Genomic DNA, 26,314 nt, shown 5'->3' on the forward strand with positions numbered 1-26,314 from the left:
AAATTTCGCCCCAAAAGTAAAGTTATTTAATTATTTGCCCTCTCGTCAGTATATGAAAAAAGAAAGAAACCCCGCATAAAATCAGGATTTCTTTCACCGTTGTTTAAAATTATTTAACGTGGTTCGCTAACTCTTTTTGATATTTAGCATTTGTTTCAAGTTTCTCTTTTTGCCATTTCTTGAGAGCTTCTTCGTATTCTTTAGTGGTTACAATATCATTTTGCAACTCTAAACCTTTAAATACAAACGGATCTCCCTTGATACCAACTTGAGAGTAGGCTTTCGAGAATGGTACTGTACGACTAACTGTAGGAGAACCTCCTGAAGATGCTACAGGAATGAGAAGTGAACTATCAGATACCCAAGCCTGTGCTTTAGCATATTTTTCATAGCGTTTGTTAAGGTCGGTTGTTTCTGATGCTGCATCATCCAAGAGTTTCTTGTACTCATCAAGTCCAACTTGAGCCATGACTTCTGGATCTTTACCTTTTGTGATACCCAAGTGTTTAAGGGCAGAACCCTTCTTAGCATCCAAGATATTTAGATAGGTAGCTGGATCTTGATAGTCTGGTCCCCAACCAGTTCCGTTCAAGTCATAGTCTTTTTGAGAAGGAACCTTAGCTTGAGAAGTAATACTCATTTTCTCATTATCTGTCATTTGAAGCACATCGATGACAACATTTTCAGTTCCAAGTGCTGCTTCGACAGATTGTTTGAGGGAGTTGGTTTGTTGAACAGCAATGACATCTGTTTGTTCAACTGGAATATCCAAATGGATTGGGAAGGTTACACCTTTGGCTTGCAATTCTGATTTTGCTTTTTCAAAGGCAGCTTTTGCTTTTGTTGGATTGTAAATAGTGTCTTTACCATCTGTCAAAGCCACATCTTTCCACTGGTCTCCGTATGTTACTAATTGTTCTTGAGCCAATTCACCGAAGGTCTTTTCACCAACCTGAACATAGTCGTAAGGTACAAGGCTGGTACGAATAATCTTGTCTGCACCTTCTTCACCATTCATCTGTGCAGAGTAAGAATGACGGTCAAGAGCAAAGTTGATTGCCTGGCGGAAGTTTTTATTGAGAAGCGCTTCTTTTGTAGAAGTTTTTTGTGCTTCATCCGTCTTTGCAGTTTTATTGTAAGACTGACGATTCACGTTGAAAGTAAAGTAATAGCTAGTCGCTTCTTGTGGACTATAGACAATCTTATCCCCGTATTCTTGCTTAGTTGAATCAAAGTTTGAACTTGTTGGGAAGAGACGAGCTGTTGTATAAGCTCCTGATGAGAAACTACGAATCAATGATTCTTGGTCAGAACCATCGTAGAAAGTAAGTTTGACGTGGTCAATCTTAACATTGTCTTTATCCCAATAATTAGGGTTCTTTTCGTACTCGATCACTGATTTTGAAGTGAAGTTCTTCAAAATATATGGTCCATTATAGAGAATACCTGAAGGTGTTGCTGCACCATAATCTTTACCTTGAGAATTCAGGAATTCTTCATTAACTGGGAGCATAGTCGCTGTTGTTACCTTGGAATTCCAGAAGCTTTCTGGTTTGTTCAAGGTGTATTGAACAGTGTAGTCGTCAATTGCTTTAACTGCAACTGTTGAGAAGTCATTGCTTTCACCACTAACGTATTCTGCCAAGCCTTTGATAGAATCTTGGATAAGAGTTAGACCATCTGACTTACCATCAGCAGCATGCTTCAAACCAGTCACAAAGTCTTGAGCCTTGACCTCAGCGTACTCTTCACCTTCAGAAGTATACCATTTGACACCTTTACGTAGCTTGTAAGTGTAGGTCAAACCGTCTTGCGAAACCGACCAGTCTTCAGCAAGAGATGGAATCAAGTTTCCGTATTTGTCATTTTCCAAGAGTCCGTCGACCAAGTTAGCGATGACGTCTGATGTTGAACTTTTACTTGTAACGCTATAATCCAATGTTGATGGATCGATGGCATATACGTATGAAAATGTTGTTGGAGCGTCTGCTTTTTTCTCTGTCTTTCCACAAGCCGCTAAAAGAAGAGCTGCACTCATCGTTATCCCTGCTACTGCGAGCAACTTTTTCGATTTCATCGGTATTCTCCTTTAAAATACTATTTTTCACCATTATACCCTATTTTTTTATAAAAGCAAGGGTTTTAAGGGTATTTTTTAGAAAATTCAAAATAATATTTTTTTAAGAAATTTCTACACTTATTTTAGAAAAAACTCAAGCATCTTGGATACTTGAGTTTTTTAGGTTTAATTGGTCAATTCGACACAGAATGCATCCCAAGAAGCCAGTGCTAGTTGCTCGAGATTTACTTGAATCTCGGTGTTAGCAACTAAGATTGATTTGAGAACCCCATTAAAGTGAAATTCTTGTTCTTGATTTGAGAGGTTAGCCACAACTAGGAATCGACGGTCGCCATCTTTACGGATGTAAGCAAAGACTTTTTCAGCCGTTTCTAATAATTCAAAGTCAGCTTGAACCAGCCAGCTGTTTTCTTTTCGAATCTGAACTAATTTTTGATAAGTATAGAAGATGGAATCTGGGTTTGCTAAAGCCTCTTCTACATTAATTTTCGCATAGTTTGGATTGACTCCTAACCATGGTTTCGCGCTTGAAAAGCCAGCGTAGTCTGTAGTATCCCACTGCATTGGGGTACGAGCATTGTCACGTCCAATCACACGAATGCTATCCATAATTTGCTCTAGCAGTACACCTTGTTCTAGCGCTTCTTTGGCATAGTTGATAGATTCAATATCTTCTACTTGTTCCAGTGTTTCAAATGGGAAATTGGTCATGCCGATTTCTTCGCCTTGATAAATATAAGGTGTTCCTCTCATAAGATGAAGCAAGATTGCATACGCTTTAGCAGATTTTTCGCGGTATTCTCGGTCATTTCCCCAGATAGATACGATTCGCGGGAGGTCATGGTTATTCCAGAAAAGGGAATTCCAGCCATCCTCAACTCCTAATTCTGTCTGCCATTTGTTGAAAATCTCTTTTAATTTTCCTACATTTAGCTCTTTTTGGTAGTGCCACTTAGGTTGTCCTTCCTGATACTGAAGACAGATATGTTCAAACTGGAAGACCATAGACAACTCTTGACCTTCTGGATTCGAATATTTCTTGGCCTCTTCTGGATTTGCTCCCCATGTCTCCCCTACTGTCAAGAGCTCTTTGTCGCCGAAAGTAGCCTGATTCATTTCCTTGAGGTAGGGATGAAGCATGGGACCATTGTTGACAATCTTCTGATCAGGAATTTTCCCAATCATGTCAATAACGTCCATACGGAATCCACCAATCCCTTTATCAATCCAGAAATTCATCATCTCATAGATTTTATGACGGAGCTCTTCGTTTTCCCAATTGAGGTCTGGTTGTTTCTTACTGAAAAAGTGTAGATAGTATTGACCAGACTTTTCATCGTATTCCCATGCAGAACCACTAAAAGTAGAGGTTAAATCATTGGGTTTATCTCGCCAAATGTAGTAGTCACGTTCGGGGCTTTGAGGATTTTCACGCGCTTCAATAAACCAAGCATGCTCATCGGATGTATGATTGACAACCAAGTCCATGATGATTCGAATATCTCGTTTTTTGGCTTCAGCAATCAGCTCATCCATATCTTCCATGGTTCCAAAGATAGAAGCGATATCTTGGTAGTTGGCAATATCATAGCCATTATCATCCATTGGACTGTCATAAACTGGAGAAAGCCAAATCGCTGTGATCCCAAGCTTAGCTAGATAGTCTAACTTGCTAGTAATTCCAGGCAAATCACCAATCCCATCTCCATTACTATCCTTGAAACTTTTTGGATAAACTTGATAAACAACTGCATTATGCCACCATTTTTCTTGCATATTTTCACCTCTTTTAAATTCACTTTACTCCATCATAGACTTTTTTTATCATTTATGCAAGCGTTTGCGTTATCTTTTTTCTTACTTTTATTACTCTGTAGTTTCTTATCTTCTATTTTTTTTATATAATAGAAAATAGAGGTAAAAAAATGAAAAAACAAGCTTTTAGTTCTGAAAAATATCTAAATTTACAACGCGACCATATTTTGGAGCGTATTAACCAGTTTGACGGCAAACTCTACTTGGAGTTTGGAGGCAAGATGTTGGAGGACTTCCACGCTGCCCGTGTACTTCCTGGATATGAGCCAGATAACAAAATCAAACTCTTGCAAGAGTTGAAAGAACAAGTCGAAGTTGTTATTGCCATTAACGCTAGCAATATCGAGCACTCAAAAGCTCGTGGTGACTTGGGTATTTCTTACGACCAAGAAGTGCTTCGCTTGATTGATAAATTTAACGAACTTGGTATCTTTGTTGGTTCTGTTGTTATCACACAATACGCCGGTCAACCTGCTGCAGATACCTTCCGTAATCAATTAGCAAAAAATGGGATTGACTCTTATCTCCACTACCCAATCAAGGGTTATCCGACAGATATGGACCATATCATCTCTCCTGAAGGTATGGGGAAAAATGACTATATCAAAACGAGTCGCAATTTAATTGTCGTGACTGCTCCTGGACCTGGTTCAGGTAAGTTGGCAACTTGTATGTCCAACATGTACCACGACCAACTGAATGGTATCAAATCTGGTTATGCTAAGTTTGAAACCTTCCCAGTTTGGAATCTACCTCTCCATCATCCAGTTAACCTGGCTTATGAGGCTGCTACGGCAGACCTTGATGATGTCAATATGATTGACCCATTCCATCTCCAAACTTACGGTGAAACTACAGTCAACTATAATCGTGATATCGAAATTTTCCCTGTTCTCAAGCGTATGCTCGAACGTATCTTGGGTGAATCTCCTTATGCATCTCCAACTGACATGGGTGTAAATATGGTTGGTTTTGCAATCACTGATAACGATGCTGCAATCGAAGCATCGAAACAAGAGATTATCCGTCGCTACTACCAAACAGTTCTCGACTTCAAGGCTGAAAAAGTTGCTGAGTCTGCTGTCAAGAAAATCGAACTTCTCATGAATGATCTCGGCATCACGCCAGCTGACCGTAAGGTTGCTGTTGCTGCTCGACAAAAAGCTGAAGAAACAGATGGACCTGCTCTAGCACTTGAGTTACCTTCTGGTGAAATCGTCACCGGTAAGAATTCAGAACTCTTTGGTCCGACAGCTGCTGCCGTGATCAATGCTATCAAGAAGTCAGCGAATATCGATGCTGAAACCAAGTTAATTGAACCAGAAGTGGTGAAACCAATCCAAGGTTTGAAAATCAATCACTTAGGCAGTCGCAATCCACGTCTTCATTCTAATGAGATTCTTATCGCTCTTGCAATCACAGCTATGCAGAATCCTGATGCAGACCGTGCTATGAAAGAACTCGGAAATCTCAAAGGAAGCGAAGCTCATTCTACTGTCATCTTAACGGAAGAAGATAAGAATGTTCTCCGTAAATTGGGAATTAACGTAACCTTTGATCCATACTACCAATACGATCGTTTATATCGTAAATAGATTGAAGACTCGTAGAACTTCTTATCAAGTATCACCCCTCTTCGATAGATTTCGACTCTCTCTTAAGGGGTGACTTTCTTTTATGCAAGAATTCTGACAATCTCCGGTTATCTTCTTTTCTAATTATTCTAACATTACTTCGGGAGTTTATTTATAATGAGAGAACTACTCAGCCAAAAAGAGCAGAGACAATTAAAGATTTTAGAATATTTGTTTGAAAATCCTGAATGGATTTACCTAGATGATTTATCTAAGATTATTGGCTACAACGCTCGTATCATCAAGAGTGATATCAAGGATTTACGCGAAGTCTTCCCTGACTTTGATATCAGACATTCAACTGCAGGGATTATGATGGTGAATGTACAAAATAATGGTATCGAGCGAATCTATCAATATTTTTTACAGACATCTGATTATTTCCAAATTTTAAAAGCTTTCTTCCTCTTGGACAGACCTTTTACCTATGAACATCTTGCCGAATCTTTGGATATTTCTCTTCCTTCTTTGCGTAAGAAGGTTGCGGATATCAATAAGATTCTTGATGGAACCTATCGCTTTAAGCTCAAGGTAACCCCTATCTCTATCATTGGCGATGAAAAAGATATTCGATTTTTCTTCTCCCAATATTTCCACGAGGCCTATAGCTTTTTAGAATGGCCCTTCACAGAAATCAAAGAAGCAGACATTGATAATTTTGTTTCTTTCTTTATCAATTTGGCGAAATTCCCTGCAAAATATCAAAATCTTTACCAAATCAGAACGCAGGCTACAGTCGATTTGCACCGAATGAAGAGAGGCTATTTTGTTCGTTTGCCAAAACAAAGTACTTCTTGGTTGAGCCCAATCTACGACCAGCTTGATGATTTCCAACAGCAACTGCAAGAATTGGCCCAAGGCCTCAATGTTGAAATTACACCAGAGAACCTCAATCAGATTTTTAGCCCTTTTGCAGAACCTGCTCTCTTCTTTACAGTTGAAGATTTCCTAGCTGCCCGTCAATCTTACGAACAAGTCGATCGTTCCTATCATGCTGCACGAGACATTCTAGACAACTTGACTCGAAGATTTGGTGTTCAATTTTCAAATACGGATACCTTGATTTGGAACTTACACAATACTGCCTTGCTTGAGAGAAGAGAAATCAACTCCGAATCGATCATTTCACAAAATAAGGATTATACGCTTGGAAAAATTAAGAAATTCTTCCCTAAATTTTATGAAGCAACCGTCTTTGAAATGATGCGTTACAAGAGCATTATGGGACAAAAGGAGAAGACACCTGCCCTTTCTCACCTGATCTACACCCTCTTTACTCACGCCGAGGGTCTTACAGATCAATTATTTGAACATAAGAAGAAAGTCAAAGTCTTAGTCCTAAGTGAGTATGACTTTGCCCATCCACAGTTTTTGATATCTCTCTACGAATTCCATACTTCTAACAACATCCAGTATGAAACTTGGGATAAGGAAACTCTTAATATTGAAGAAATCTTAGATAGCGACTATGATGCTATCATCACTAATTTCGACATCAAAGGTCTCGAAGACATGCTTGTCATCAATATCAGTCGACTATCTATTCTGCAAGTTGTTAATGAACTCAATAAGATTTCTATGCAAGATTTATAATAAAAAAAGTCTAGTTTAACTAGACTTTTTTTATTCTACTGTTACTGACTTAGCAAGGTTACGTGGTTTGTCCACATCAAGTCCACGATGTAGGGTTGCAAAGTAAGCGACTAGTTGCGTTGGTACGACCATTGAGATTGGTGAAAGGTAAGGGTGTACGGTCGTAAGAACGATATCGTCTGTATCTTTGGCAACATTTTCTTCTGCAATTGTGAGGACCTTAGCGCCACGCGCTGCCACTTCTTGGATATTTCCACGAGTGTGGTTAGCAAGAACTGGGTCTGACAAGAGGGCCAAAACAGGTGTTCCATCCTCAATCAAGGCAATGGTTCCATGTTTGAGTTCTCCTGCCGCAAAACCTTCACATTGGATGTAAGAAATCTCTTTGAGTTTGAGACTGGCTTCCATGGCTACATAGTAATCTTGGCCACGTCCGATGTAAAAGGCGTTGCGTGTTGTTTCAAGAAGTTCACGAACCTTACTATCAATTAATTCTTTTTCTGAAAGGGTTGATTCGATAGACTGAGCTACGATTGACAATTCGTGAACCAGATCAAAAGCTTTGGCATTTTCATTGCCATTTGCTTCACCAACCGCTTTTGCAAGGAAGGCAAGAGCAGCGATTTGCGCTGTATAAGCCTTAGTTGATGCTACGGCAATTTCAGGACCTGCATGAAGAAGCATAGTATGGTTGGCTTCACGAGAAAGAGTGGATCCTGGAACATTTGTCACTGTCAAGCTTGGGATTCCCATTTCATTGGCCTTGACCAAAACCTGACGACTATCCGCTGTTTCACCAGATTGACTGATAAAGATGAAGATTGGTTTCTTGCTGAGAAGTGGCATACCGTAACCCCACTCAGAAGAGATTCCAAGTTCAACTGGCGTATCTGTCAATTCTTCTAGCATCTTCTTAGAAGCAAATCCTGCATGGTAAGATGTTCCAGCTGCAAGAATGTAAATACGGTCTGCATCTTGAACAGCCTTGATGATAGCTGGGTCTACGACTACTTGACCAGCCTCATCAGTATAGGCTTGGATCAACTTACGCATCACCGTTGGTTGCTCATCGATTTCCTTGAGCATGTAGTAAGGGTAAGTTCCCTTACCGATATCAGACAAGTCAAGTTCAGCAGTGTAGCTAGCACGCTCACGACGATTGCCATCATAGTCTTGAACTTGGACGCTATCAGCTTTCACAATTACCAACTCTTGGTCATGGATTTCCATATATTGGTTGGTCTCACGAATCATAGCCATAGCATCTGAGCAGACCATGTTGTAGCCATCACCAAGACCAATCAAGAGTGGTGATTTGTTCTTGGCTACATAGATGACATCTGGATTTTCAGAGTCGATCAAGGCAAAGGCATAAGAACCACGGATGATATGAAGGGCTTTTTTAAAGGCTTCAAGTACTGACATGCCGTCTTCTTCAACAAATTTTCCAATCAAGTGTACAGCGATTTCTGTATCTGTTTGTCCCTTGAAGTGGTGACCTGCAAGGTATTCTTCTTTGATTTCGAGGTAGTTTTCAATCACCCCGTTGTGGACCAAGACAAAACGTCCTGTCTCAGAGCGATGTGGGTGAGCGTTATCTTCTGTTGGTTTTCCGTGAGTGGCCCAACGAGTATGTCCGATACCAGTTGTTCCCTCAACCCCAGCTGTCTTGGCAGACAATTCTGCGATACGACCAACAGCCTTGACCAAATGGCTTTCAGGACCACCTAGAACAAAAATTCCCGCAGAATCATAACCACGGTATTCGAGCTTTTCAAGCCCTTGAATCAAAATATCAGTTGCATTTGTGTTTCCAACAACACCAACAATTCCACACATAGTATATACGACACAGGCAAGCTGTGCTTTCTCCTTATCGAAATTGGTATAGTCTGATTTTCTGTTTTTAGAATCAGTGAAAACAGTATATACTTGTTTCTTTCACTTGTCAAGAATAAAAATTGGTATAGCTCAATTGTTTTTAAACAGCAAACAAAAAACCATTCAAGAAATAGCTCTTGAACGGCTTAGAAATATAGCTAATCAATTGATATCCATACCCTGTCTAACACTAGATATCATAGTTTATCTTTTCTCACTCCTCGCAGCCAATTATTTATTAGGGTGGATGGGATAGGTGCTTTCAAAAGTATCCACTATCTCTACTAAATGATCATCCAAATAGGCCATAGCTTGATTTCTGATTGGAGCAGGAATTCCATAGTAGGCTTGCGCAAGACCTCCACAGATAGCAGCGATGGTGTCGCTATCTCCTCCGATGGAAATAGCATTTCTGATAGCATCTTCAAAATCTTGTGACTTGAAAAAGGCTTGGAAAGCCTGAGGAACCGAACCTTGACAAGTCACATCAAAGCTATAGTCCTCACGAATTTGGTCCAGGGTAAAGTCCATGGAATAGTAGTTTTTATCGATGTAGTCTCTGATTTCATGGCGGCTAGAACCAGTTCTAGCCAAGAAGATAGCTACTGCAACTGCTTCTGCACCTTTTAGTCCCTCAGGATGGTCATGACTCACTTCTGTCACTGCTTGGGACAAAGCCTTTGCCTGCTCTATGCTATCTGCCACAAAGCCAACAGGGCTAATTCTCATAGCAGAGCCATTCCCATAACTCCCATAGGGTTGAGGATCATCTGAGAAATAATCCATCTGCAGTTTGTTTTCATATAACTCTTTTCTAGTCATAAACTTCCTCCTGATACAGTTGGATGGCGAGAATATCATCTACCCTTATTAATCGATAGCCTTCATCCGTTCTAACAGAGATTTCTTGAGGAGATAATTCTATTACTTCACCCAATATCGAGCTTTTATGATTTTTCTCCTTGACCATAAAAGAGCCTTTTAGTCGTCCGACGTAGAGCTGGGAAAGTAGCAACAACTTCTCGACTGGATTCAAGTCTGTTGATAAATCGACACGATTTTTTTCTGCACTGAGTGAACTGGTATGCTCCGATAGAAAAAAGCCCATCCACTTCTGCATGCCTGGATCTTGATAGTCCCTCGCGGATTGAAAGGGCAAATAAGAGCGATCAATCATTTTAGTCCATCTAATCCTCCAGCAGAGTGCCCTCCGATGAGCTTACTTCTGGCAATACTTCTCGATGCATCCTCTAAGGCAGTCGCCTTCAAAAGAGAAGTAAAGCCGAATTGTTCTCGAATGGAATCAATGGCAGTCTGGATCCTTTCTTCTTTTTCTAGCTTGTCAACATCATCAAAAAGGGAAATCATAGCAAAGGATTCATCTACAAATCCTGAATAACTAACAGCAACACTCCTGATGGCTCCAGAAGTATATTTGCTATGGAATAATTTCAGTACATAACTGACTAAAAGACTGGTATTATTGGTCGGCTCCACCTTCATCTGGGTATGGATGGAGCGTTTTTGTTCCTGCTTAGAAAATCCAAGATGAATAGACACCACTGTCGTCTTCTTTCTGGCCCGTCGAAGCCTGACAGCCACCTGTTCAGCCATCTCTCGAAGGATAATTTCGATATCTCGCTGCTTGACATAGTCTCTCGGTAAAATTTGTGAATTGCCCAAGCCGTGAGATTTGGCTTTATAGGGCTTGTGAACATTACTCTCATCAATCCCATTGGCATGAAACCACAAGCGAAGTCCAGCTTGGCCAAGTTCTTTCTTCAGGAAATCCGGATTGCTATTAGCTAATTCCTTAATCGAATAGATTTCCAGGCTATTCAAGCGTTTCTCCATCCGATGCCCAATCCCCCAAAAGTCGGTCATCTTTGAAATGGACCAGACCTTGTCTTCCACATCCTGGTAAGACCAATTGGCTCGCATGGTCGGTGTGTGCTTGGCTTCATTATCCAAGGCCAACTTAGCAAGCAGAGGATTGGCATTCGACATACCGACTGTTGAGTAAATCCCGGTCTGCCGCCAGATATCTCTCTGGATACGAGCCGAAAGCATGTCCAGCTTATCTTTGCGAGAAATCTGCTGGTCCGGGACAAAATAATTGAGCGAACTTGTTAGGTCAATAAAGCCTTCATCAATTGAATAAGGATAAATATCATCTGGACTGCCATAATTCTGGAAAATGCGCTGAATTTCCATGTTGACCGCGATATACTTATCCATCCGAGGAGGGACAATGACGGTCACCCGAGCCCAATCTTCGATAAATTTCACATAGTCTGGATCTGTCCGTAAGCCTTGTTTTTTGGCATTATAGTAGGAAAATTTACGCGTCTTAATATCAAAGGGGAGGTCATAGGCACGACCGACATTTGCTTTCCCAAAAACCTTTTTAAACATAGGCGAGGAGGCAAGAATCAGCCCAACAGAATTATCCGCCCGGCTCATGACACAAAGGGAGGTTTTGAGGGGATGGAGTCCTCTTTCTACACACTCAACGCTAGCATAAAAGGACTTCATATCGACAAAGGCAATATCACTTTTGGGCTCTCTGGAATAATCAAAGTAGCCCATAGACTATCCCTCCATGGGTACGAAATTGCCTACGATAATACCCACAATCCGCGGATCTTCTTCGTAAGAAATGTGAATATCCTTATATTTAGGATTGATGGAGACCAAACGCAGACCATCTTCTTCTCGATAGACCCGTTTGATATAGGTCTGATTGTTGCAAACCACTGCATAGACAGCGCCATCATAATCAAATCCGGTCTCTCTAATCAGAGCTACTGATCCATTTTGATATTTGGGTTCCATGGAATCTCCAGACACCCATGAAGCAAAATCGTGAGCTAGTTCTTCATTAAAGTAAACCGTATCAAAGTTTCGATCATCATAAACTGAAGCTCCAATCCCAGCCGACATGCGTTCATAGACATGATACTCGTAGAGTTTTTCTGAAATAGCAGTCACCTTCTTGGCTTGTTCTTCTTGAGCCAGATCTCGAGCATAGACCACCACCTTCTCTTTCCCTTGATTGGAAAGGCTGTTATAAAGACGAACAATTTCGATTTGAGTAAAATAGCCTTTTGGTACTTTTAAAATCTCTTCTAGCTGTTTAACTTTTTCTTCAGAAGGCTCCTTGACTCCACGCTCCCAAGCTGAATAAGCCTGAAAACTAATCCCAAGCTGCTCTGCAATCTCTTTCTGTGTTAGCTTTAACTCTTTTCTCCGAGCCTTGAGTTTTTCTGGTTGGTACATGATTTACCTCCTAGCATGATGTTTTCATCGTAAGTTGACTATATTTTTTAAATTCAACCATTTTGGTTTAGTCTTATTATATAAAAAAAGTAGACGAATGTCTAGTGGAAAAATCCAACTTTAAACCCTGTTTACTTCACCTTCATAAAATGATCATGACTCACAAATAAAGAAGAAAGGCGGTGGGACAGAAATCGATAGACAAAGTCTCGATTTCGTAGTCCCAGCCCCACGAGGATGATTAGGAGCTTTTTGGAGTCTAAAAGACGAACAAAAAGTTCAATCAGCTACCGCGTCAAAGTTTGATTGCTAATAAAAAGTGAGGTCGGGATCTTTTGTCCCAACCTCTTATCATTTAGTCTACTTTATAAAAAACTTGTTCTGATCTGGTTGGAGCAGCTTGACCAGCAATCAGCCTATTTTGAGTTAAATCAGTATCTAACCCATCCATAATAAGTCCAGCAGGATAAATACTCATTCCATAGCCTGAGATACCATCTCTAATGCTGAATTCAATCGTTCCATGGCTACCCATGCTCTTTTTTTCAATGTTTCCACTGTTTACTAGTCCATTTTTATCGAATGTAAACTCTTGCCCAAGTCCATTTCTCCATGTTCCAACTAGAGTCGAGAAATCTCCATTTAGAATGGCTTGCTCATCTAGTTTTTGTGATCTAGCATTCGTTTGCTCTTCTTGTGTCGAGAGTTTTTCCTCAGTAGTCGTAACACTATCTTGAGTAGTCGTTGAACTAGTGGTTGTTATACTAGTCGCTGTCGTACTAGTAGTAGAAACCTGTTCTGTTGTAGCATTTACTGCTTCTGCATCTTGCTTCTTATGATTAAAGAAGAACATAAAACTTATCAGTACTATAGCAATTAAGGAACTTAACAGAATCAAAATCCAATTGATGCCTTTTCCTATTTTCATTTATAACTCCTTTAAATTATTCGTATTTAATTATATCATACTAAACTGATACTAGGAAGAAATTGTATAAGACAAAGACTAGTGGTGAGAATTTTGGGGTGAACTCTCTATTGAGGATTAAAAAAGAACACCCCGAAAGGTGCTCTTTGTAAGTACAGTAATTCTTTCGAAGAACGTTTTGAGTGCAGTGGTTGCCATCCAATCAAACATCGCTTCGCTTGTTTTCTTGGGGCAACTGTGCATAGCATATCTCTATGCGACTAAAGTCGCTAGAGCTATCCTAATTGCGCACCGCCAGTTCTCATAGAAAAAAACACCTTGCAAGATGCAAAGTGTTTTCGTTTGTATTCTGCTGTCCAGCAACGAATTAACGTTTAGAGAACTGGCTAGCTTTACGAGCCTTTTTCAAGCCTGTTTTCTAGTATTTTTATATCTACTGGCAGATTATCCGACTTATCCCCATCAACATCTGACTCTAACTCAACCTCTGAAGAAATCCTAATATTGCGTACTTTGATATATTCGATATTATTGTTACCTACTAGATCCCCTTTTTAATAAATCTGGGATAGCCGATAATTTAGAAATGATGGATGAATCCTTTAAAATCAAGATATTTCCATATTCATCTGTATTTTCATCAAATAGTTTTTTGTCTGCATAGTAATTAGATAGAAGAACTAAGACCTGAGTAGCTTCACCTTCATAATTGCCATTTTCGCTTTCAAAAGGTAATAATTGCTTATTCATAGCTTGGCGAATCAGTTGCACCAGCCAAATTAATTGTCTTGACCGACAAATAAAGCGACTTCTTTCAAGGATTCGACCATAAGGAAACAGTTGGCAGATTCTATAAAAGCGTCGATGTGATTCGGCACGCTCATCAGACTCGCTACACAGAGCTGGTACATAATATCTGCTATAATTTTCTGGAAGATTTGGTCAAGCGGTCTTTTAGCCGTGTGACAGGCATACAGGAAAAACACTATTTATTTACTTTTTGCACGGGAGGCTTTAAGAATCTGATGGACATCTTTCTTGATAGTCACTCAGAGTCTCCAGAGTGTCTGGGCTGGGATATGGCAAAGATATACCGCTGCCTGAAACTGTTCTTTAACGCTGATAAACGCGACATATCAAATAAAATGTCGCACTAAAATGATTGAAAAGTAATTGAAACCGTGTTATAATGTGCGTGTATATTTAGAAAAGAGGTACTAACCATGGAAAACTTGGTAATTTCAATCTTTAACACTGAAAGCGAAGCTTATCAGTCCTTTGCGGATTTGAAGGCTTTCCGCCAAACTCCGACAACCAAGGTTGCTCAAATCGCTCTGGTCAAGAATGAAAACGGTCATATCGTTGAAAAAGAGCGCTATGATTTTGAAGACTCATCGACGAATGTAGCCTTAGAGGGTGGCTTGGTCGGTGCTGTTGTCGGCCTTTTAGGTGGTCCCATCGGTGTCTTGTTTGGCTATGGTTTTGGTAGCCTCTATGGTCTGGCTGTTGGTGACGCCGTTGACACGACAGAAGCTGGCTTGATTGACGTTGTGTCTCAAAAATTGATCGACGGCGAAACAGCCGTTGTCGCCTTGGTGCAAGAAAACAACGAAGCAGTCATCGATGCTTACTTCACCAAGTACGACACCCAAATCGTGCGTTGGGATGTGGCAACCGTCGTAGCTGAAGTTGAAGCAGCCCTGCAAGTCCAAGAAGACCTCTACAACCAAGCGCGTGCGCAAATGAAGGCTGAACGTAAAGCAGATCGCAAGGCCAAACTTGAAGAGTTCAAGGCAAACATCAAATCAAAATTTGATAAATTGAAAGCCTAACGTCTAAGCGTCTCATAAATTTAAATGTGACTGAGACACCATTTAAAATTTATGTGCGTCGGATTCTCACAGTTAAATAATTGCGTTGACAAATCCGTTACAGCCGTTCTTCCATTCTTTGAAAAGAATGTTTAATAGACAAGAAATCTGGACTAGTATTGGTCTGGATTTTTTTGTGAATATAGAGGTCATAGCTTTTTGACTATGCTTTGTTATAATTAGAAAGATTTTAAGTTTTATCAAGATGAAATCAGTCAGACGCAGGCACCCTGAACTAGCACCAGCTTCCCCACACAAACTAAGACATACTGGTGCGACACTCGCAAAACAAGCTGGGGTTTCTCTTGAAGCCTTCTCAGAAGCTCTTACTCATAGTGATAAAGAGATTACAAAAACTTACGTTAATATCAAAGATAAAGTCAATCAGACTGTAGGTGATATTGCTTTTCGTAGTTTAAAAAATTGATGGGGTGAATATGGGGTGAATTTTGGGGTGAACTTTGATTTTTTGAAACAAAAAAGACATCCAAGAAATAATTCTTGAATGTCTGTAAACGTTGATATAATCGTATTGATTAACGTTTTGAGAATTGTGATGCTTTACGAGCTTTCTTAAGACCTGGTTTCTTACGCTCAACTTTACGTGAGTCACGTGTAAGAAGTCCTGCGCGTTTCAATGAATCGCGGAAGTCTGGGTCTACTTGAAGAAGGGCACGAGCGATACCGTGACGGATAGCTCCTGCTTGACCAGCGTAACCACCACCTACAACGTTAACGAAAACGTCGTATGAACCTGCAGTTGAAGTAACTGCGAATGGTTGGTTGATTACAAGACGAAGGTCAGCGTGTGGGATGTACTCTTCAACATCTTTTTTGTTAACAGTGATTTTACCAGTTCCTGGAACAAGGCGAACGCGTGCAACAGCGTTTTTACGACGTCCAGTACCTGCATATTGTGCTTGTGACATACTTTATTGTTCCTTTCCTTAGATAAGTCCTGAAATATCAAGAACTTCTGGTTGTTGTGCAGCGTGAGTGTGCTCAGCTCCAACGAATACTTTCAATTTCATACCTTGAGCGCGGCCAAGAGTATTGTGTGGAAGCATACCTTTAACTGATTTCTCGATCAAACGTACTGCATTTTTAGAACGAAGTTCACCAGCAGAGATTGATTTCAATCCACCTGGGTGGTTTGAGTGAGTGTAGTAGATCTTATCAGTTGCTTTTTTACCAGTCAATTTAACTTTTTCAGCATTGATAACGATTACGAAGTCACCTGTATCAGTGTGAGGTGTGAATGTTGGTTTGTTTTTTCCGCGAAGCACGCTAGCAACAACTGCTGAAAGGCGTCCAAGAGGTACATCAGTTGCGTCAACAACGTACCATTTGCGTTCTACTTGGCCTGGTTTAGCCATGAATGTAGTTTTGTTCATGATTTCTCCTATATGAATGTCGTTTTTGTTTACAGGGCGGATGTTCCGGTCCGCAAGTTATTTGAAAGGTTCCGGGGCCTTACAAATGGGGTAAACAATACCGCCTACTATTGTATCAAAATTCTCAGATAAAAGTCAAGCGGTTGGGAAAATATTTTTTTATTTCTGCCAGATTCGTAATCTTCTTTCACCCTTCTCCTCAAGCATGGTCTGAAAAGCTTTAGAGACTATGTAAATGGCGAAAGTCAAGAATAGGGTAACGACTAAATAATTGATCAAAGGACCGTGGTCTCCAACCAATGGTGGTTTTGTCAAAAAGCCATAATCTCCACCCGTCATTAGATTAACCACAAAGATCAGCGCATTAAGCGAAGATGTGATGATTAGGATTCGTTTGAAGTCCAATAAGCTAGCATCATAGTCCTTCAAAAGATAAATCAAGGAATTTCCAAAGAGGGCTAAGTGCCCGAAAATAAAGGACAGGATAGCGATGTGGGGGAAGGGATAGGGATCTGGCACTGGATAAACAAAGGCCGCCAAAGTCCCAAAGGTTCCGAGAACAGCAAAATACTGTTTGACTCTAGAGACACCCGGGGTCAAAAGCACTACAAACATTGCTAAACGGCAATGATAAAAGGGCAGACTTTCTGTTAGAGGCATCTGGTTGACCAAATACCAACCGTAGAGCAGGATTAACTGCAGAGCCTGTAAAATCTGGAAAAATCGTTGGCAAACTTTTTTATCACCATAGCGATAGGCAAGAAATACAGTCAATGCCAATAAACTAAATAGACTTCCATACCAAAGAAGATCAAATCGGGGTGGCTCCGTCGGCTGCGTGCTAAATAAAGCATCCCAAACATTCATGTAACTTTCCTCATTTTCATATAAGCAGGCCTCTTACTCATCTCTATAGAGCCTAGCTTACATTTATTTCTTATAATTTTATGTAAAAGAAACTGTCGATCTTAATATAAAGCAAAGCTTCTAATCGACATATTGTTCCCGCTCACCCTGATAAACCTGCCATAGAATTTCCATTTGTTCTTGGGTTATCCGTTTTTCAGATAGGGGTGGGAGATTCTTGATATCAAAAAATTCAAGTTCTGCAATTTCTTGATTTTCTTGAAATTGTCCATCCAATAACTGACAGTCAAAAACGAACTTGGCATACTGTTTGTTCTGAAGTTGAAAGCGGTTGGTATCAAAAACCGCCAATAAAGAACCTACTTCTGCCGAAAATCCTGTTTCTTCCTGAACTTCTTTTCGGATATTTTCCTTGGGAGAATATCCTACCTCGCCAAAGCCACCAGGTAATGCCCAAGTATCCTCTCCTTGTCCTCTAACCAGGCAAATCTTCTGATTTTGAACAATCCATGCCCGCACATCCATCAAGGGAGTTGCATAGCTACCTGTTGGTTTTAAAATTGCAGTCAATTCCTCTTGATCGAGCTCTGTTTGATCCTGCAAGATACTTGATAAAATCTGCCGTAAATCCTCATAACGTTCACGCTCAAAAGGATCCTTGGTATAGGTCAGTCCAGTGTCAGTAATGGCCAACATTCTCTGAATAGCTTTAGCGAAATCAGTTGCACTCATTTTCTAAACTTTCTACTAGCTTGGCTAGATTCATAGAGTTCGAACCTTTAAGCAAAATCTGGTCATGTGCACCAAGACTTTCCTTGACCTGCTTAACCATAGCTTCAAACTGGTCTTCCTCAGCTGTTTTCTTGAAGTAGTAAACATGACCAATTGGGAACATTTGACTGGCTAATTGAGCCAAGTCAGCGATATCTTCACCGTAGAAAATAACGGTAGCAAGGGCATCGGGTGTAATGCTCAAAATCATTTGATTGTGGAGTTGAACAGACTGGTCTCCAAGTTCTTTCATGTCCGCCAGAACTGCAATTTTCTTGCCACCTTCATTAGCTGGGATAGCAGAGAAAGTTTCTAAAATCAACTTCATAGCAGTTGGATTGGCATTGTAAACATCTGATAAGATATCCGCACCATTGGCAGCTTTTTTCCACTCGGTACGATTGCGGGTCAATTCTAGATCCTGGAAGGCTTGAGCAATCTGCTCCTCAGTCACTCCTTCTTGCAGGGCAACATAAGAAGCAATCATAGCATTAGTCGCATTGTACTTACCTGTTACTGGTAAATCAAGGGATTTCTCCAAGAAATTAGCCTTAAAACTCAAGCTATCCTTGCGCTCAATTAAGTCTGTAATTTCGAGTTCTGCACCCGGACCAAAACGAACTACCTTTTGGTCAGCAGGTAGATAATCCTCTACAATGGGATCAGCTGGCGCCAAGAGCAAGCTACCTTTCTCCATTCCATCAGCAATCTGTAATTTACCTTTGGCAATCTCAGAACGGTCCTTGAAGAAGGCCAAATGTGCCTCTCCGACCAGAGTCACAATAGCTGTTTTCGGATGAGCCAGTTCAGACAAAAGATGAATATCTCCCAAGTGATCCTGTCCCATTTCCAAGACCAATTTCTCAGTGTCATCTGGCATATGGAGAACTGTATAAGGCAGTCCAATCTCGTTATTGTAATTTCCTTGCGTTTTGTAGGTTTTGTAGCTTGTAGAAAGTAAATGAGCCAACATATCCTTGGTCGTTGTCTTCCCATTTGAACCTGTAACAGCAAAGACATCTACTCCTGTCTTTTGAAGGTAATAAGCCGCAAGAGCTTGAAAGGCTGTCAAAACATCCTCTACTAAAATGTAAGGATGATCTGCTACTTCCTTCTCTGACAGGGCTACAACAGCGCCGTTTTCAAAAGCCGTCTCGATAAAGTCATGACCATCACGCGCCCCCTTGAGTGGCACAAATAGATCACCAGGTCCAATCAAACGACTATCAAACTCTGCCTTAACTAGTGGACTGTCCGCATAGCTTGTCACATCATTTTTTGCACCGACAACACGCGCAACTTCGTGAATCGTAAGTTTCATGTTTACTCCTTTAAAAAGGGGCAGGGAGTCTTGCCCCGCCCTTATAGCTATCTTTACAATAGGTGCGCTTCACGCTTGTTAAAGCTTTCTTTAGCAAGCTCAACCAAACGCTCGATTAGTTCTGGATAGCTAATCCCCATATTGTCCCAGAGCAATGGATACATAGACCACTGGGTAAATCCTGGCATGGTATTGAGCTCATTTAGGAAAACTTCTCCCTTATCTGTATAGAAGAAATCACAACGTGAGAGACCAAGCCCGCCAATAGCACGGAAGGCAGCTTCTGCATTTTTACGCATGACTGCTACTACATCATCACTAATCTTGGCTGGAATATCCATAGTAATCTTGTTATCGATGTATTTTGCTTCGTAGTCATAGAAGGCTACGTCCTTGACAACTTCACCAGGTAAAGTGCTCTTGACATCATAGTTTCCTAAAAGTCCAACTTCGATTTCACGCGCATTGACGCCTTGCTCTACCAAGACACGGCTATCATATTTAAAGGCGAGTTCAAGAGCTTGATGGAGTTCCTCTTTATTTTCAGACTTAGAAATACCAACACTAGAACCCATATTAGATGGTTTGGTAAAGACTGGATACCTTAATTTTTCTTCAACTTCTGCGATCTTAGAAGCTAAGTCATCCCCTTCAACAATGGCTACGTAAGGGACTTGGGCAATCCCAGCAGATTCCAAGACACGTTTAGTCGTGATTTTGTCCATAGCAAGGCTTGAAGACAAGATGTTGCAACCGACATAAGGCATTTTCAAGACTTCTAGGAAACCTTGAACGGAACCGTCTTCTCCCATAGGTCCATGAAGAACTGGAAAAACAACTGCACCTTCTTCGTAGATGGCACTTGGAGCAATTTTCTTGTCCCAATCAATCGTTTCATTGGTCATGAGACGTTCATCTTGGCCAGGAGTTTGGGTAAATTCTTGGGTTTTGATAAAATCACCAGACTGGCTGATAAAGAAAGTTTTGACTTCAAAACGGTCATAGTTAACCGCACGCATGACACTCTCAGCTGACAATACAGACACTTCACGCTCTGCACTGCGTCCACCATATAATAGAATAATTGTTTGTTTCATATGATTGTCCTATTTCTACTAGAATACTCGCTTTTTAGTATATCACATTTGTTTATTTTTTTAAACTTGAATAGCACAAAAGAGACTGGATTAAAAATAAATCCAGTCTCTTGATTTCTTATATATCGTATCTACTAGCTAATTGCCTGTTCTATATCCTTACAGACTAAAGTTCTGTACGATTTTCGATGGCTCTTAGGAGCGTTACTTCGTCCGCATATTCGATATCTGCTCCTACTGCTAGACCTCTTGCTAGACGAGTAACCTTAATCCCTGCAGGTTTAAGTAGTCGAGAGATATACATGGAAGTCGCTTCACCATCAGCAGTCGCATTAGTGGCCACGATAACCTCTGAAACTTCGCTATCCATGAGGCGAGTCATGAGACTTTTGAGATTGATATCATCGGGACTAATCCCATTCATAGGGGAAATCAAACCGTGTAAAACATGGTAAAGTCCGTGGTATTCCTGGATGTTTTCCATAGCAGCAACATCTCGGCTATCCTCCAGAACCAGAATCGTAGACTGGTCACGGCTAGGATCGGTACAGATAGAACAAGGATCATCATCTGTCAAGCGTCCACAAATAGAGCAATAGGTCAATTCTCGCTTGGCTGCAAGAAGATTTTTTGCAAATTCATTGACGTCATCATCCGACATCCCAATAGTATAAAAGGCCAGTCGGGTTGCTGTCTTAATCCCGATACCTGGAAGTTTAGAATAACTGTCAATCAGCTTGGCTATAGGTGTTGGGTAAAGCATGGCTTCCTTTCTAGTTCATTGGATGGTGTTGGTTGTAGAGATTGATAATGTCGCGAGCAATCGAAGGTCCGACACCATTAGTTAGATTCGTATTATGTGGGAAAACAACTGCGACTGCAATCTGCGGATTATCGGTTGGCGCATAGGCTACGGCGTTGGTATTGTTGGCTTTTTGACCACCATTGACGTAACTTTCGGCTGTACCGGTTTTCCCACTGATAGAGACTGCTGCCCCATTTGAAAAGGCGCGACCTGTCGTGAGAGCACTTGTCCCGTGCGATACTTGGTAAAAACCTTGTTGCAAGATAGACATGTCAGACTCAGAAATATTAATCTTATTCATTTCTGTGCTGTCCGTTTGCTTAATGAGTTCTCCTAGACCACCTTGTTCGTTGTTGTCGTAGACTCCTTCCACGATATGAGGAGCTAAGCGGACACCATTATTGGCAATCGTTGCTACATACTGAGCTAACTGCATCGGTGTGTAGTTATCGAACTGTCCAAAAGCATTATTTAGATAGTTAGCCAAATCGTAGTCTTTAGGAATAAAGCCTGTTGACTCATCCGGTAGGTCGATTCCTGTAGAAACTCCTAAACCATACTCACCGAAGGTTGAACGAAGTTTTCCCATGGCAGATTCAAGATTGTTGGTTCCTACTGTCATATTAGGCTGATAAGTTTGCCCCATGATTCCAAGAGCAGTTTGGACCATGTAAGCATTGGATGAATACTCCAAGGCCTCAACGGCTGTAATCGGGAAAGAACCATAATAATAAGGGGTATACCAGGAATTGATCGGCGCAGAACCTTGGAAGACGATTGGTTGATCTGTTAAGGTTTGATTTCCTGACAAGACCCCATTTTCCCAACCTGAACTGATGGTAGCTGCCTTAACGACAGATCCTGGAACAAAGACATTGGTGACAGTTCCGAGTGAGTCTGTGGTCAGTTCTCCAGTCTCTACATTGTGCTTCATTCCTGACATGGCTAATACAGCACCTGTCTTAGGATTGAGGGCTACTGCATAGACACCCTCTGAATATCTAGCTCCACCATTGGCAAGTTCTGAGTTGAAATAACTCTTCAAGAGACTGTCTACGCTATCTTGGAAGGCCAAATCAATGGTCAATTTGATATTTTTCCCCTTGCTACCCTCTTCGATATTCTCTACACTTTCCATATCTCCGTGCTTGTCCAAATGGATTTCCTTGACGGTACGTTTTCCTTGCAAGACTTCTTCGTATTGCTTTTCAAGATAGGAAGTCCCAACACGGTCATTGAGTGAGTAACCTTTTTTCAAATAAGCGTCCACTTCTTCTGCTGGAAGACCAGATTTTTCACTCGAAACACTTCCAACTATAGATGAAAGAGAAGTTTCTAAGACTTTTCGGTCCCATGAAGTAGAGATGGAAATACCTGGCAATTCCTTAGATGCAGAAGCAATCACAGCTACCTGTGTATCGCTCAAAGGATCGGTTTGAATATTTCCTGTCGCAAAATTTTCTACTGCATTGAGCTGACTAAAGATATAGATTGCCTTCTTTTCATCCTCTGAGTAGTTTAATTGACTGGAAGTAATACTCTCAGCAGCGTTGTTATAGAGTTCAGATTCGGAAAGTTGATTGCCATCTGAATCATATCGTTTATCTTTTGGAAGAGCTTCAACTGTCTTCTTATAAACTTCAGCATCAGCCAAGTAATAATCAGCCATTTGACGGTCCGTCAACTCTGGAGAGGTGACTGTGACATAGGTCAACAATTTTTTAGAAATATCCTTCAAATCAGCCGCAGTCATCTTGTTGTTTCGTGTAAAGGAAACAACTTGCTTAACGGTGTTTTGGACTAAAGGTTTTCCTGTTGCATCATAAATTTCTCCACGAGCGGAACCCATGGTTACTCGAGTTTGGCTAGCAGAAGCGAGTTTGTTTTCATAAAAATCCTTGTGAAGAACTTGCATATAAAGTAAACGACCAATAATTGCTAAAAAGAGCAAGATAACGATTGCAAATAACAAATTAAGCCGTGTCGGTATCGAGTGGCTATTGAATTTTCTCATACACATCAATCTCATTTCTAATCAAAATCACACTCTTCATTGTACCATAATTTAATCCGAAAATTATGGAAAAAGAAAAGACTTTTCCTTTTTGGTCCAAAAAGTATTTTCTATGATATAATGGAGGTAAGTGCTATTTTATTTGTTAGATTTGCCAAAGTAATTTTTGACAAATAGCTATAAAAGGAGTTCCATGAATAAGCAAGATATCTCTACGATTATCGACCTTCACTTTGAAGAGATGACCGATTTAGAGCAAGAAATTGCCCGCTATTTTCTACAGGCAGATACCATAAATGATGACTTATCCTCTCAACAAGTCACGCAAAAACTTCATATTTCCCAGGCAGCACTCACTCGTTTTGCCAAAAAATGTGGTTTTAAGGGCTATCGAGAGTTCATCTTCAAATACCAACAACAAAAAGACACTCTTTCTGCTCCTCAACAGGATATGAATCCTTTAACTCAGAGAGTCCTTAGAAGTTATGCAAACCTTCGAGAAATTTCTCAAGGATTGATTGACGATGAGCAGCTGGAACGTGTGGCTCAGATGATTGACCAGTCAGAACGTGTATACTTTTTCGGAACAGGAAGTTCTGGTTTGGTGGCACGTGAGATGAAGCTACGTTTTATGAGACTGGGTGTCGTCTGTGAAGCCTTAACAGATCCAGATGGTTTTGCCTGGACGACTAGTATCATTGATGAAAAATGTTTGGTCTTTGGTTTTTCCCTCTCAGGAACAACACCATCTATCATCGATAGCCTATTAGATGCCCAGGATATGGGAGCTAAGACAGTTCTATTTACAAGTGCACCGAATAAGGATACTCAAGCATTTACAGAAACTATTTTGGTCGCAAGCCAAAGCCAAGCCTCATATATCCAACGAATCTCTGCTCAGCTTCCAATGCTGATTATCATTGATTTACTCTATGCTTATTTCCTAGAAATTGATCGCGAAAGTAAAGAAAAAATCTTTAATAGCTATTGGGAGAATAATAGACTGAATGGTTATCGTAGAAACACAAGACATAGAAAACCCTGAAATTGAAAACCATTCAGGGTTTTCTATTTAAAATATTTTTCCCCACAAAAAGGAGTCCACTATAGGACTCCCTTTTTTTAGTGTTTAAAACACTTTCTTTGATTTAGTCTCTGCTAATCCTTCATCTCTTTTTTGAAGAAGAATAGCATCATTCCTGAAACTAGAGTGAGAGCAGGCAAGAGAGCTGAACTTACTTCTTCTCCTGTTGCCGGCAACTGTTTGCTTGTAGAATCTGCTACAGTTCCCTTGACCTCTGCTAAAGGCTTATCTTCTCCCATAGATTGTGTTGCAGGAGTTTCTACATTTGCTGGTGCACTTGGTTGAGCTACATCCTTGTACACTACCGCATAGACACCTAGGTGTGGAGCTACAAATTCAAGTGCTGAACCTTTCTGTTCAAACTTCACTTCCTGCAATTCTCGATTTGCATTCATGGCATAGACATTGGCTACATCCGACACCACAGCAACTTGAACAAGGGCTGCACCTTTCAATTGAACAAGTTCGCCTTTCTCATTTTTCAATTGAACTTGATAAGCATCGAAACGGCGACCTTCCAAGACCTGGTCAGCAACCTTATCGACCTCTAGAACAGAACCACCATTGAGATCCCCTTCTCGAGCAATCAGTTTCAAGTTTGTTGATGAATCTTTCAAGACCTTCAATGTGCTATCAGTTGATGGACTTTCTTCCTTAGTTCCAACTTCGATGATGCGATCTTGGGCTTCCTCACGTTCAACCTTAACAACCTTACGGTTGTCACCATCGACTTCTACATAAGTCGTTACTTGTCCGTCTTTTCCTTCAGAAACAACTTGTTCCTTACCTTTAGCTAAATCAGCATTCTCACGGCGAACAGTCTTGAAGGCGATTGGTTCTTTCTCTACTTTTAGATTTGGCAGGTTAAAGTCCAGATTCATAACGCCTTCTGTCGGCATAGCAGTTCCTTCTTGAGTACCTACTTCAACGATGCGGTCTTGAGCTTCCTCACGTTCAACCTTAACAACCTTACGATCGCTGCCGTCAACTTCTACATAGGTCGTTACTTGTCCATCTTTTCCTTCAGAAACGACTTGTTCCTTACCTTTAGGTAGAAGAGAATTTTCACGACGAATAGTGTTGAAGGCAATCGGATCTGTCGTTACTTCAAGGCTTGGTTGAGTTACACTCAATTCTTTAACACCTTCAGTTGGAAGATTTGAATGTTTCACTTCCTCTTCTGGCTTACTTGGTTCTTCTGGTTTGCTTGGCTCTTCTGGCTTACTTGGCTCCTCTGGTCTCGCAGGCTCTTCTGGCTTACTTGGCTCCTCTGGTCTTGCAGGCTCTTCTGGAGCTGGTTCCTCTTTTGGTGTCGCCTGAAGATTGTTGATAGATGTCAAAGCGTCTTGCAAGGCCTTATCTACTGCATCCTGAGTTTTTGCTTCTTCAATAGCAGCTAAGGCTTTTTCGGCTAGTTCAACTAGTTTCTTCTTAGCTTCCTTGTCATCACCCAACTCAGCTGTTTTACTTTTAATAGCTTCGGACAAGCTTGCCATAGCTTTATCGTAGTCAAGCTTAGGCTCTACTGGTTTGCTTGGTTCTTCTGGCTTGCTTGGCTCCTCTGGTTTTGCTGGTTCCTCTGGTTTTGCTGGTTCCTCTGGTTTTGCTGGTTCCTCTGGTTGTGTTGGTTCTTCTGGAGCTGGCTCCTCTTTTGGAGTTGCTTGAAGCTTATTGATGGATACCAACGCATCTTGCAAGGCTTTTTCAACAGCATCTTGAGTCTTAGCTTCTTGGATAGCCGCAAGAGCTTGTTCTCCAAGTTCAACTAGTTTTTCCTGAGCAGCTACATCATCGGCAAGTTCTGTTGCTTTTTTCTCGATAGCTTCAGTCAAATCTGCAATCGCCTTATGGTAGTCAACTTTAGACTCTTCTGGTTTTGA

Annotated in this window: 21 protein-coding genes and 3 pseudogenes; 5 read left to right on the plus strand and 19 right to left on the minus strand. The window is 40.8% G+C overall.

The features are described 5' to 3' along the window. Nucleotides 1-109: 109 nt before the first annotated feature. Together AB8E63_RS08040 and AB8E63_RS08045 are read right to left on the minus strand one after the other, a co-directional pair. Nucleotides 110-2,077: a peptide ABC transporter substrate-binding protein gene (locus tag AB8E63_RS08040; RefSeq protein ID WP_368910745.1), complete on the minus strand. Its 1,968-nt coding sequence runs from the start codon at nt 2,075-2,077 to the stop codon at nt 110-112. A 168-nt stretch (nt 2,078-2,245) separates the two neighbouring features. Continuing rightward, a complete protein-coding gene (locus AB8E63_RS08045) occupies nt 2,246-3,856 on the minus strand; it encodes an alpha-glucosidase (protein ID WP_368910747.1) in 1,611 nt (536 codons plus the stop codon). A 149-nt stretch (nt 3,857-4,005) separates the two neighbouring features. Here AB8E63_RS08045 and AB8E63_RS08050 point away from each other — a divergent pair, with 149 nt between their 5' ends. Beyond that, a complete protein-coding gene (locus tag AB8E63_RS08050) occupies nt 4,006-5,490 on the plus strand; it encodes a DUF1846 domain-containing protein (RefSeq protein ID WP_368910749.1) in 1,485 nt (494 codons plus the stop codon). 156 nt (nt 5,491-5,646) lie between these two features. Beyond that, nucleotides 5,647-7,122, plus strand: a complete 1,476-nt coding sequence (locus AB8E63_RS08055) for a M protein trans-acting positive regulator PRD domain-containing protein (RefSeq protein ID WP_368910751.1) — start codon at nt 5,647-5,649, stop codon at nt 7,120-7,122. A gap of 30 nt (nt 7,123-7,152) precedes the next feature. On the opposite strand, the gene glmS is transcribed toward AB8E63_RS08055, so the two are convergent. The 8 genes and pseudogenes from glmS to AB8E63_RS08095 form a co-directional block, all read right to left on the minus strand. Further along, nucleotides 7,153-8,961 carry a glutamine--fructose-6-phosphate transaminase (isomerizing) gene (gene glmS, locus AB8E63_RS08060; RefSeq protein WP_368910752.1) on the minus strand — a complete coding sequence of 603 codons (1,809 nt, stop codon included), beginning with the start codon at nt 8,959-8,961 and terminating at the stop codon, nt 7,153-7,155. Nucleotides 8,962-9,234: 273 nt separating this feature from the next. Continuing rightward, nucleotides 9,235-9,780, minus strand: a pseudogene (locus AB8E63_RS08065) (ADP-ribosylglycohydrolase family protein); the annotation flags it as partial. Between the two features lie 37 nt (nt 9,781-9,817). Further along, nucleotides 9,818-10,180, minus strand: a complete 363-nt coding sequence (locus AB8E63_RS08070) for a hypothetical protein (RefSeq protein ID WP_223334619.1) — start codon at nt 10,178-10,180, stop codon at nt 9,818-9,820. Then, nucleotides 10,177-11,592 (minus strand): Y-family DNA polymerase, encoded by a 1,416-nt coding sequence (locus AB8E63_RS08075; RefSeq protein WP_368910755.1) that lies wholly within the window; start codon nt 11,590-11,592, stop codon nt 10,177-10,179. The genes AB8E63_RS08070 and AB8E63_RS08075 overlap by 4 nt, the downstream gene beginning before the upstream one ends. Nucleotides 11,593-11,595: 3 nt before the next feature. Next, on the minus strand, nt 11,596-12,282 hold the full coding sequence (locus AB8E63_RS08080) for an XRE family transcriptional regulator (protein ID WP_006152803.1): 687 nt from the start codon (nt 12,280-12,282) through the stop codon (nt 11,596-11,598). A 355-nt stretch (nt 12,283-12,637) separates the two neighbouring features. Continuing rightward, on the minus strand, nt 12,638-13,135 hold the full coding sequence (locus AB8E63_RS08085) for a DUF6287 domain-containing protein (RefSeq protein WP_368910757.1): 498 nt from the start codon (nt 13,133-13,135) through the stop codon (nt 12,638-12,640). 467 nt (nt 13,136-13,602) lie between these two features. Continuing rightward, nucleotides 13,603-13,936: pseudogene (locus tag AB8E63_RS08090) on the minus strand (diacylglycerol kinase family lipid kinase); the annotation flags it as partial. Nucleotides 13,937-13,954: 18 nt separating this feature from the next. Then, nucleotides 13,955-14,080, minus strand: a pseudogene (locus AB8E63_RS08095) (IS982 family transposase); the annotation flags it as partial. A gap of 353 nt (nt 14,081-14,433) precedes the next feature. Here AB8E63_RS08095 and AB8E63_RS08100 point away from each other — a divergent pair. Next, entirely contained in the window at nt 14,434-15,042 is a 609-nt protein-coding gene (locus tag AB8E63_RS08100) for a DUF1269 domain-containing protein (RefSeq protein ID WP_368910759.1), read from the plus strand. A gap of 244 nt (nt 15,043-15,286) precedes the next feature. Beyond that, the gene (locus AB8E63_RS08105; RefSeq protein WP_002893762.1) at nt 15,287-15,508 is read left to right on the plus strand and encodes a tyrosine-type recombinase/integrase; all 222 of its coding nucleotides are present in this window, start codon (nt 15,287-15,289) and stop codon (nt 15,506-15,508) included. Nucleotides 15,509-15,617: 109 nt separating this feature from the next. Here AB8E63_RS08105 and rpsI read toward each other — a convergent pair whose 3' ends face one another. The 8 genes from rpsI to pbp2b all read right to left on the minus strand — a co-directional run bounded on the left by rpsI (nt 15,618) and on the right by pbp2b (nt 23,350). Beyond that, nucleotides 15,618-16,010, minus strand: a complete 393-nt coding sequence (rpsI, locus tag AB8E63_RS08110; RefSeq protein WP_002893764.1) for a 30S ribosomal protein S9 — start codon at nt 16,008-16,010, stop codon at nt 15,618-15,620. A gap of 18 nt (nt 16,011-16,028) precedes the next feature. Beyond that, a complete protein-coding gene (rplM, locus tag AB8E63_RS08115; protein ID WP_002876943.1) occupies nt 16,029-16,475 on the minus strand; it encodes a 50S ribosomal protein L13 in 447 nt (148 codons plus the stop codon). A gap of 159 nt (nt 16,476-16,634) precedes the next feature. Next, nucleotides 16,635-17,342 carry a TIGR02206 family membrane protein gene (locus tag AB8E63_RS08120; protein ID WP_368910762.1) on the minus strand — a complete coding sequence of 236 codons (708 nt, stop codon included), beginning with the start codon at nt 17,340-17,342 and terminating at the stop codon, nt 16,635-16,637. 120 nt (nt 17,343-17,462) lie between these two features. Continuing rightward, nucleotides 17,463-18,074 carry an NUDIX hydrolase N-terminal domain-containing protein gene (locus AB8E63_RS08125; RefSeq protein ID WP_368910763.1) on the minus strand — a complete coding sequence of 204 codons (612 nt, stop codon included), beginning with the start codon at nt 18,072-18,074 and terminating at the stop codon, nt 17,463-17,465. Beyond that, nucleotides 18,061-19,434, minus strand: a complete 1,374-nt coding sequence (gene murF / locus AB8E63_RS08130; protein WP_368910765.1) for a UDP-N-acetylmuramoyl-tripeptide--D-alanyl-D-alanine ligase — start codon at nt 19,432-19,434, stop codon at nt 18,061-18,063. Before murF ends, AB8E63_RS08125 begins: the two co-directional genes overlap by 14 nt. A 53-nt stretch (nt 19,435-19,487) precedes the next feature. Then, nucleotides 19,488-20,531, minus strand: coding sequence for a D-alanine--D-alanine ligase (locus AB8E63_RS08135; RefSeq protein WP_070678819.1), 1,044 nt, complete (start codon nt 20,529-20,531; stop codon nt 19,488-19,490). A 166-nt stretch (nt 20,532-20,697) separates the two neighbouring features. After that, a complete protein-coding gene (gene recR, locus AB8E63_RS08140; protein ID WP_000966747.1) occupies nt 20,698-21,294 on the minus strand; it encodes a recombination mediator RecR in 597 nt (198 codons plus the stop codon). A gap of 10 nt (nt 21,295-21,304) precedes the next feature. Then, nucleotides 21,305-23,350 (minus strand): penicillin-binding protein PBP2B, encoded by a 2,046-nt coding sequence (pbp2b, locus tag AB8E63_RS08145; protein WP_368910767.1) that lies wholly within the window; start codon nt 23,348-23,350, stop codon nt 21,305-21,307. A 193-nt stretch (nt 23,351-23,543) separates the two neighbouring features. On the opposite strand from pbp2b, the gene AB8E63_RS08150 reads away from it, so the two are divergent. Next, nucleotides 23,544-24,395 carry a MurR/RpiR family transcriptional regulator gene (locus AB8E63_RS08150; protein ID WP_368910769.1) on the plus strand — a complete coding sequence of 284 codons (852 nt, stop codon included), beginning with the start codon at nt 23,544-23,546 and terminating at the stop codon, nt 24,393-24,395. A 113-nt stretch (nt 24,396-24,508) separates the two neighbouring features. On the opposite strand, the gene AB8E63_RS08155 is transcribed toward AB8E63_RS08150, so the two are convergent. Then, nucleotides 24,509-26,314: G5 domain-containing protein (locus AB8E63_RS08155; RefSeq protein ID WP_368910771.1), on the minus strand; the 1,806-nt coding region annotated here is incomplete at its 5' end.

Source organism: Streptococcus sp. oral taxon 061, assembly GCF_964211575.1.
GTDB lineage: Bacteria > Bacillota > Bacilli > Lactobacillales > Streptococcaceae > Streptococcus.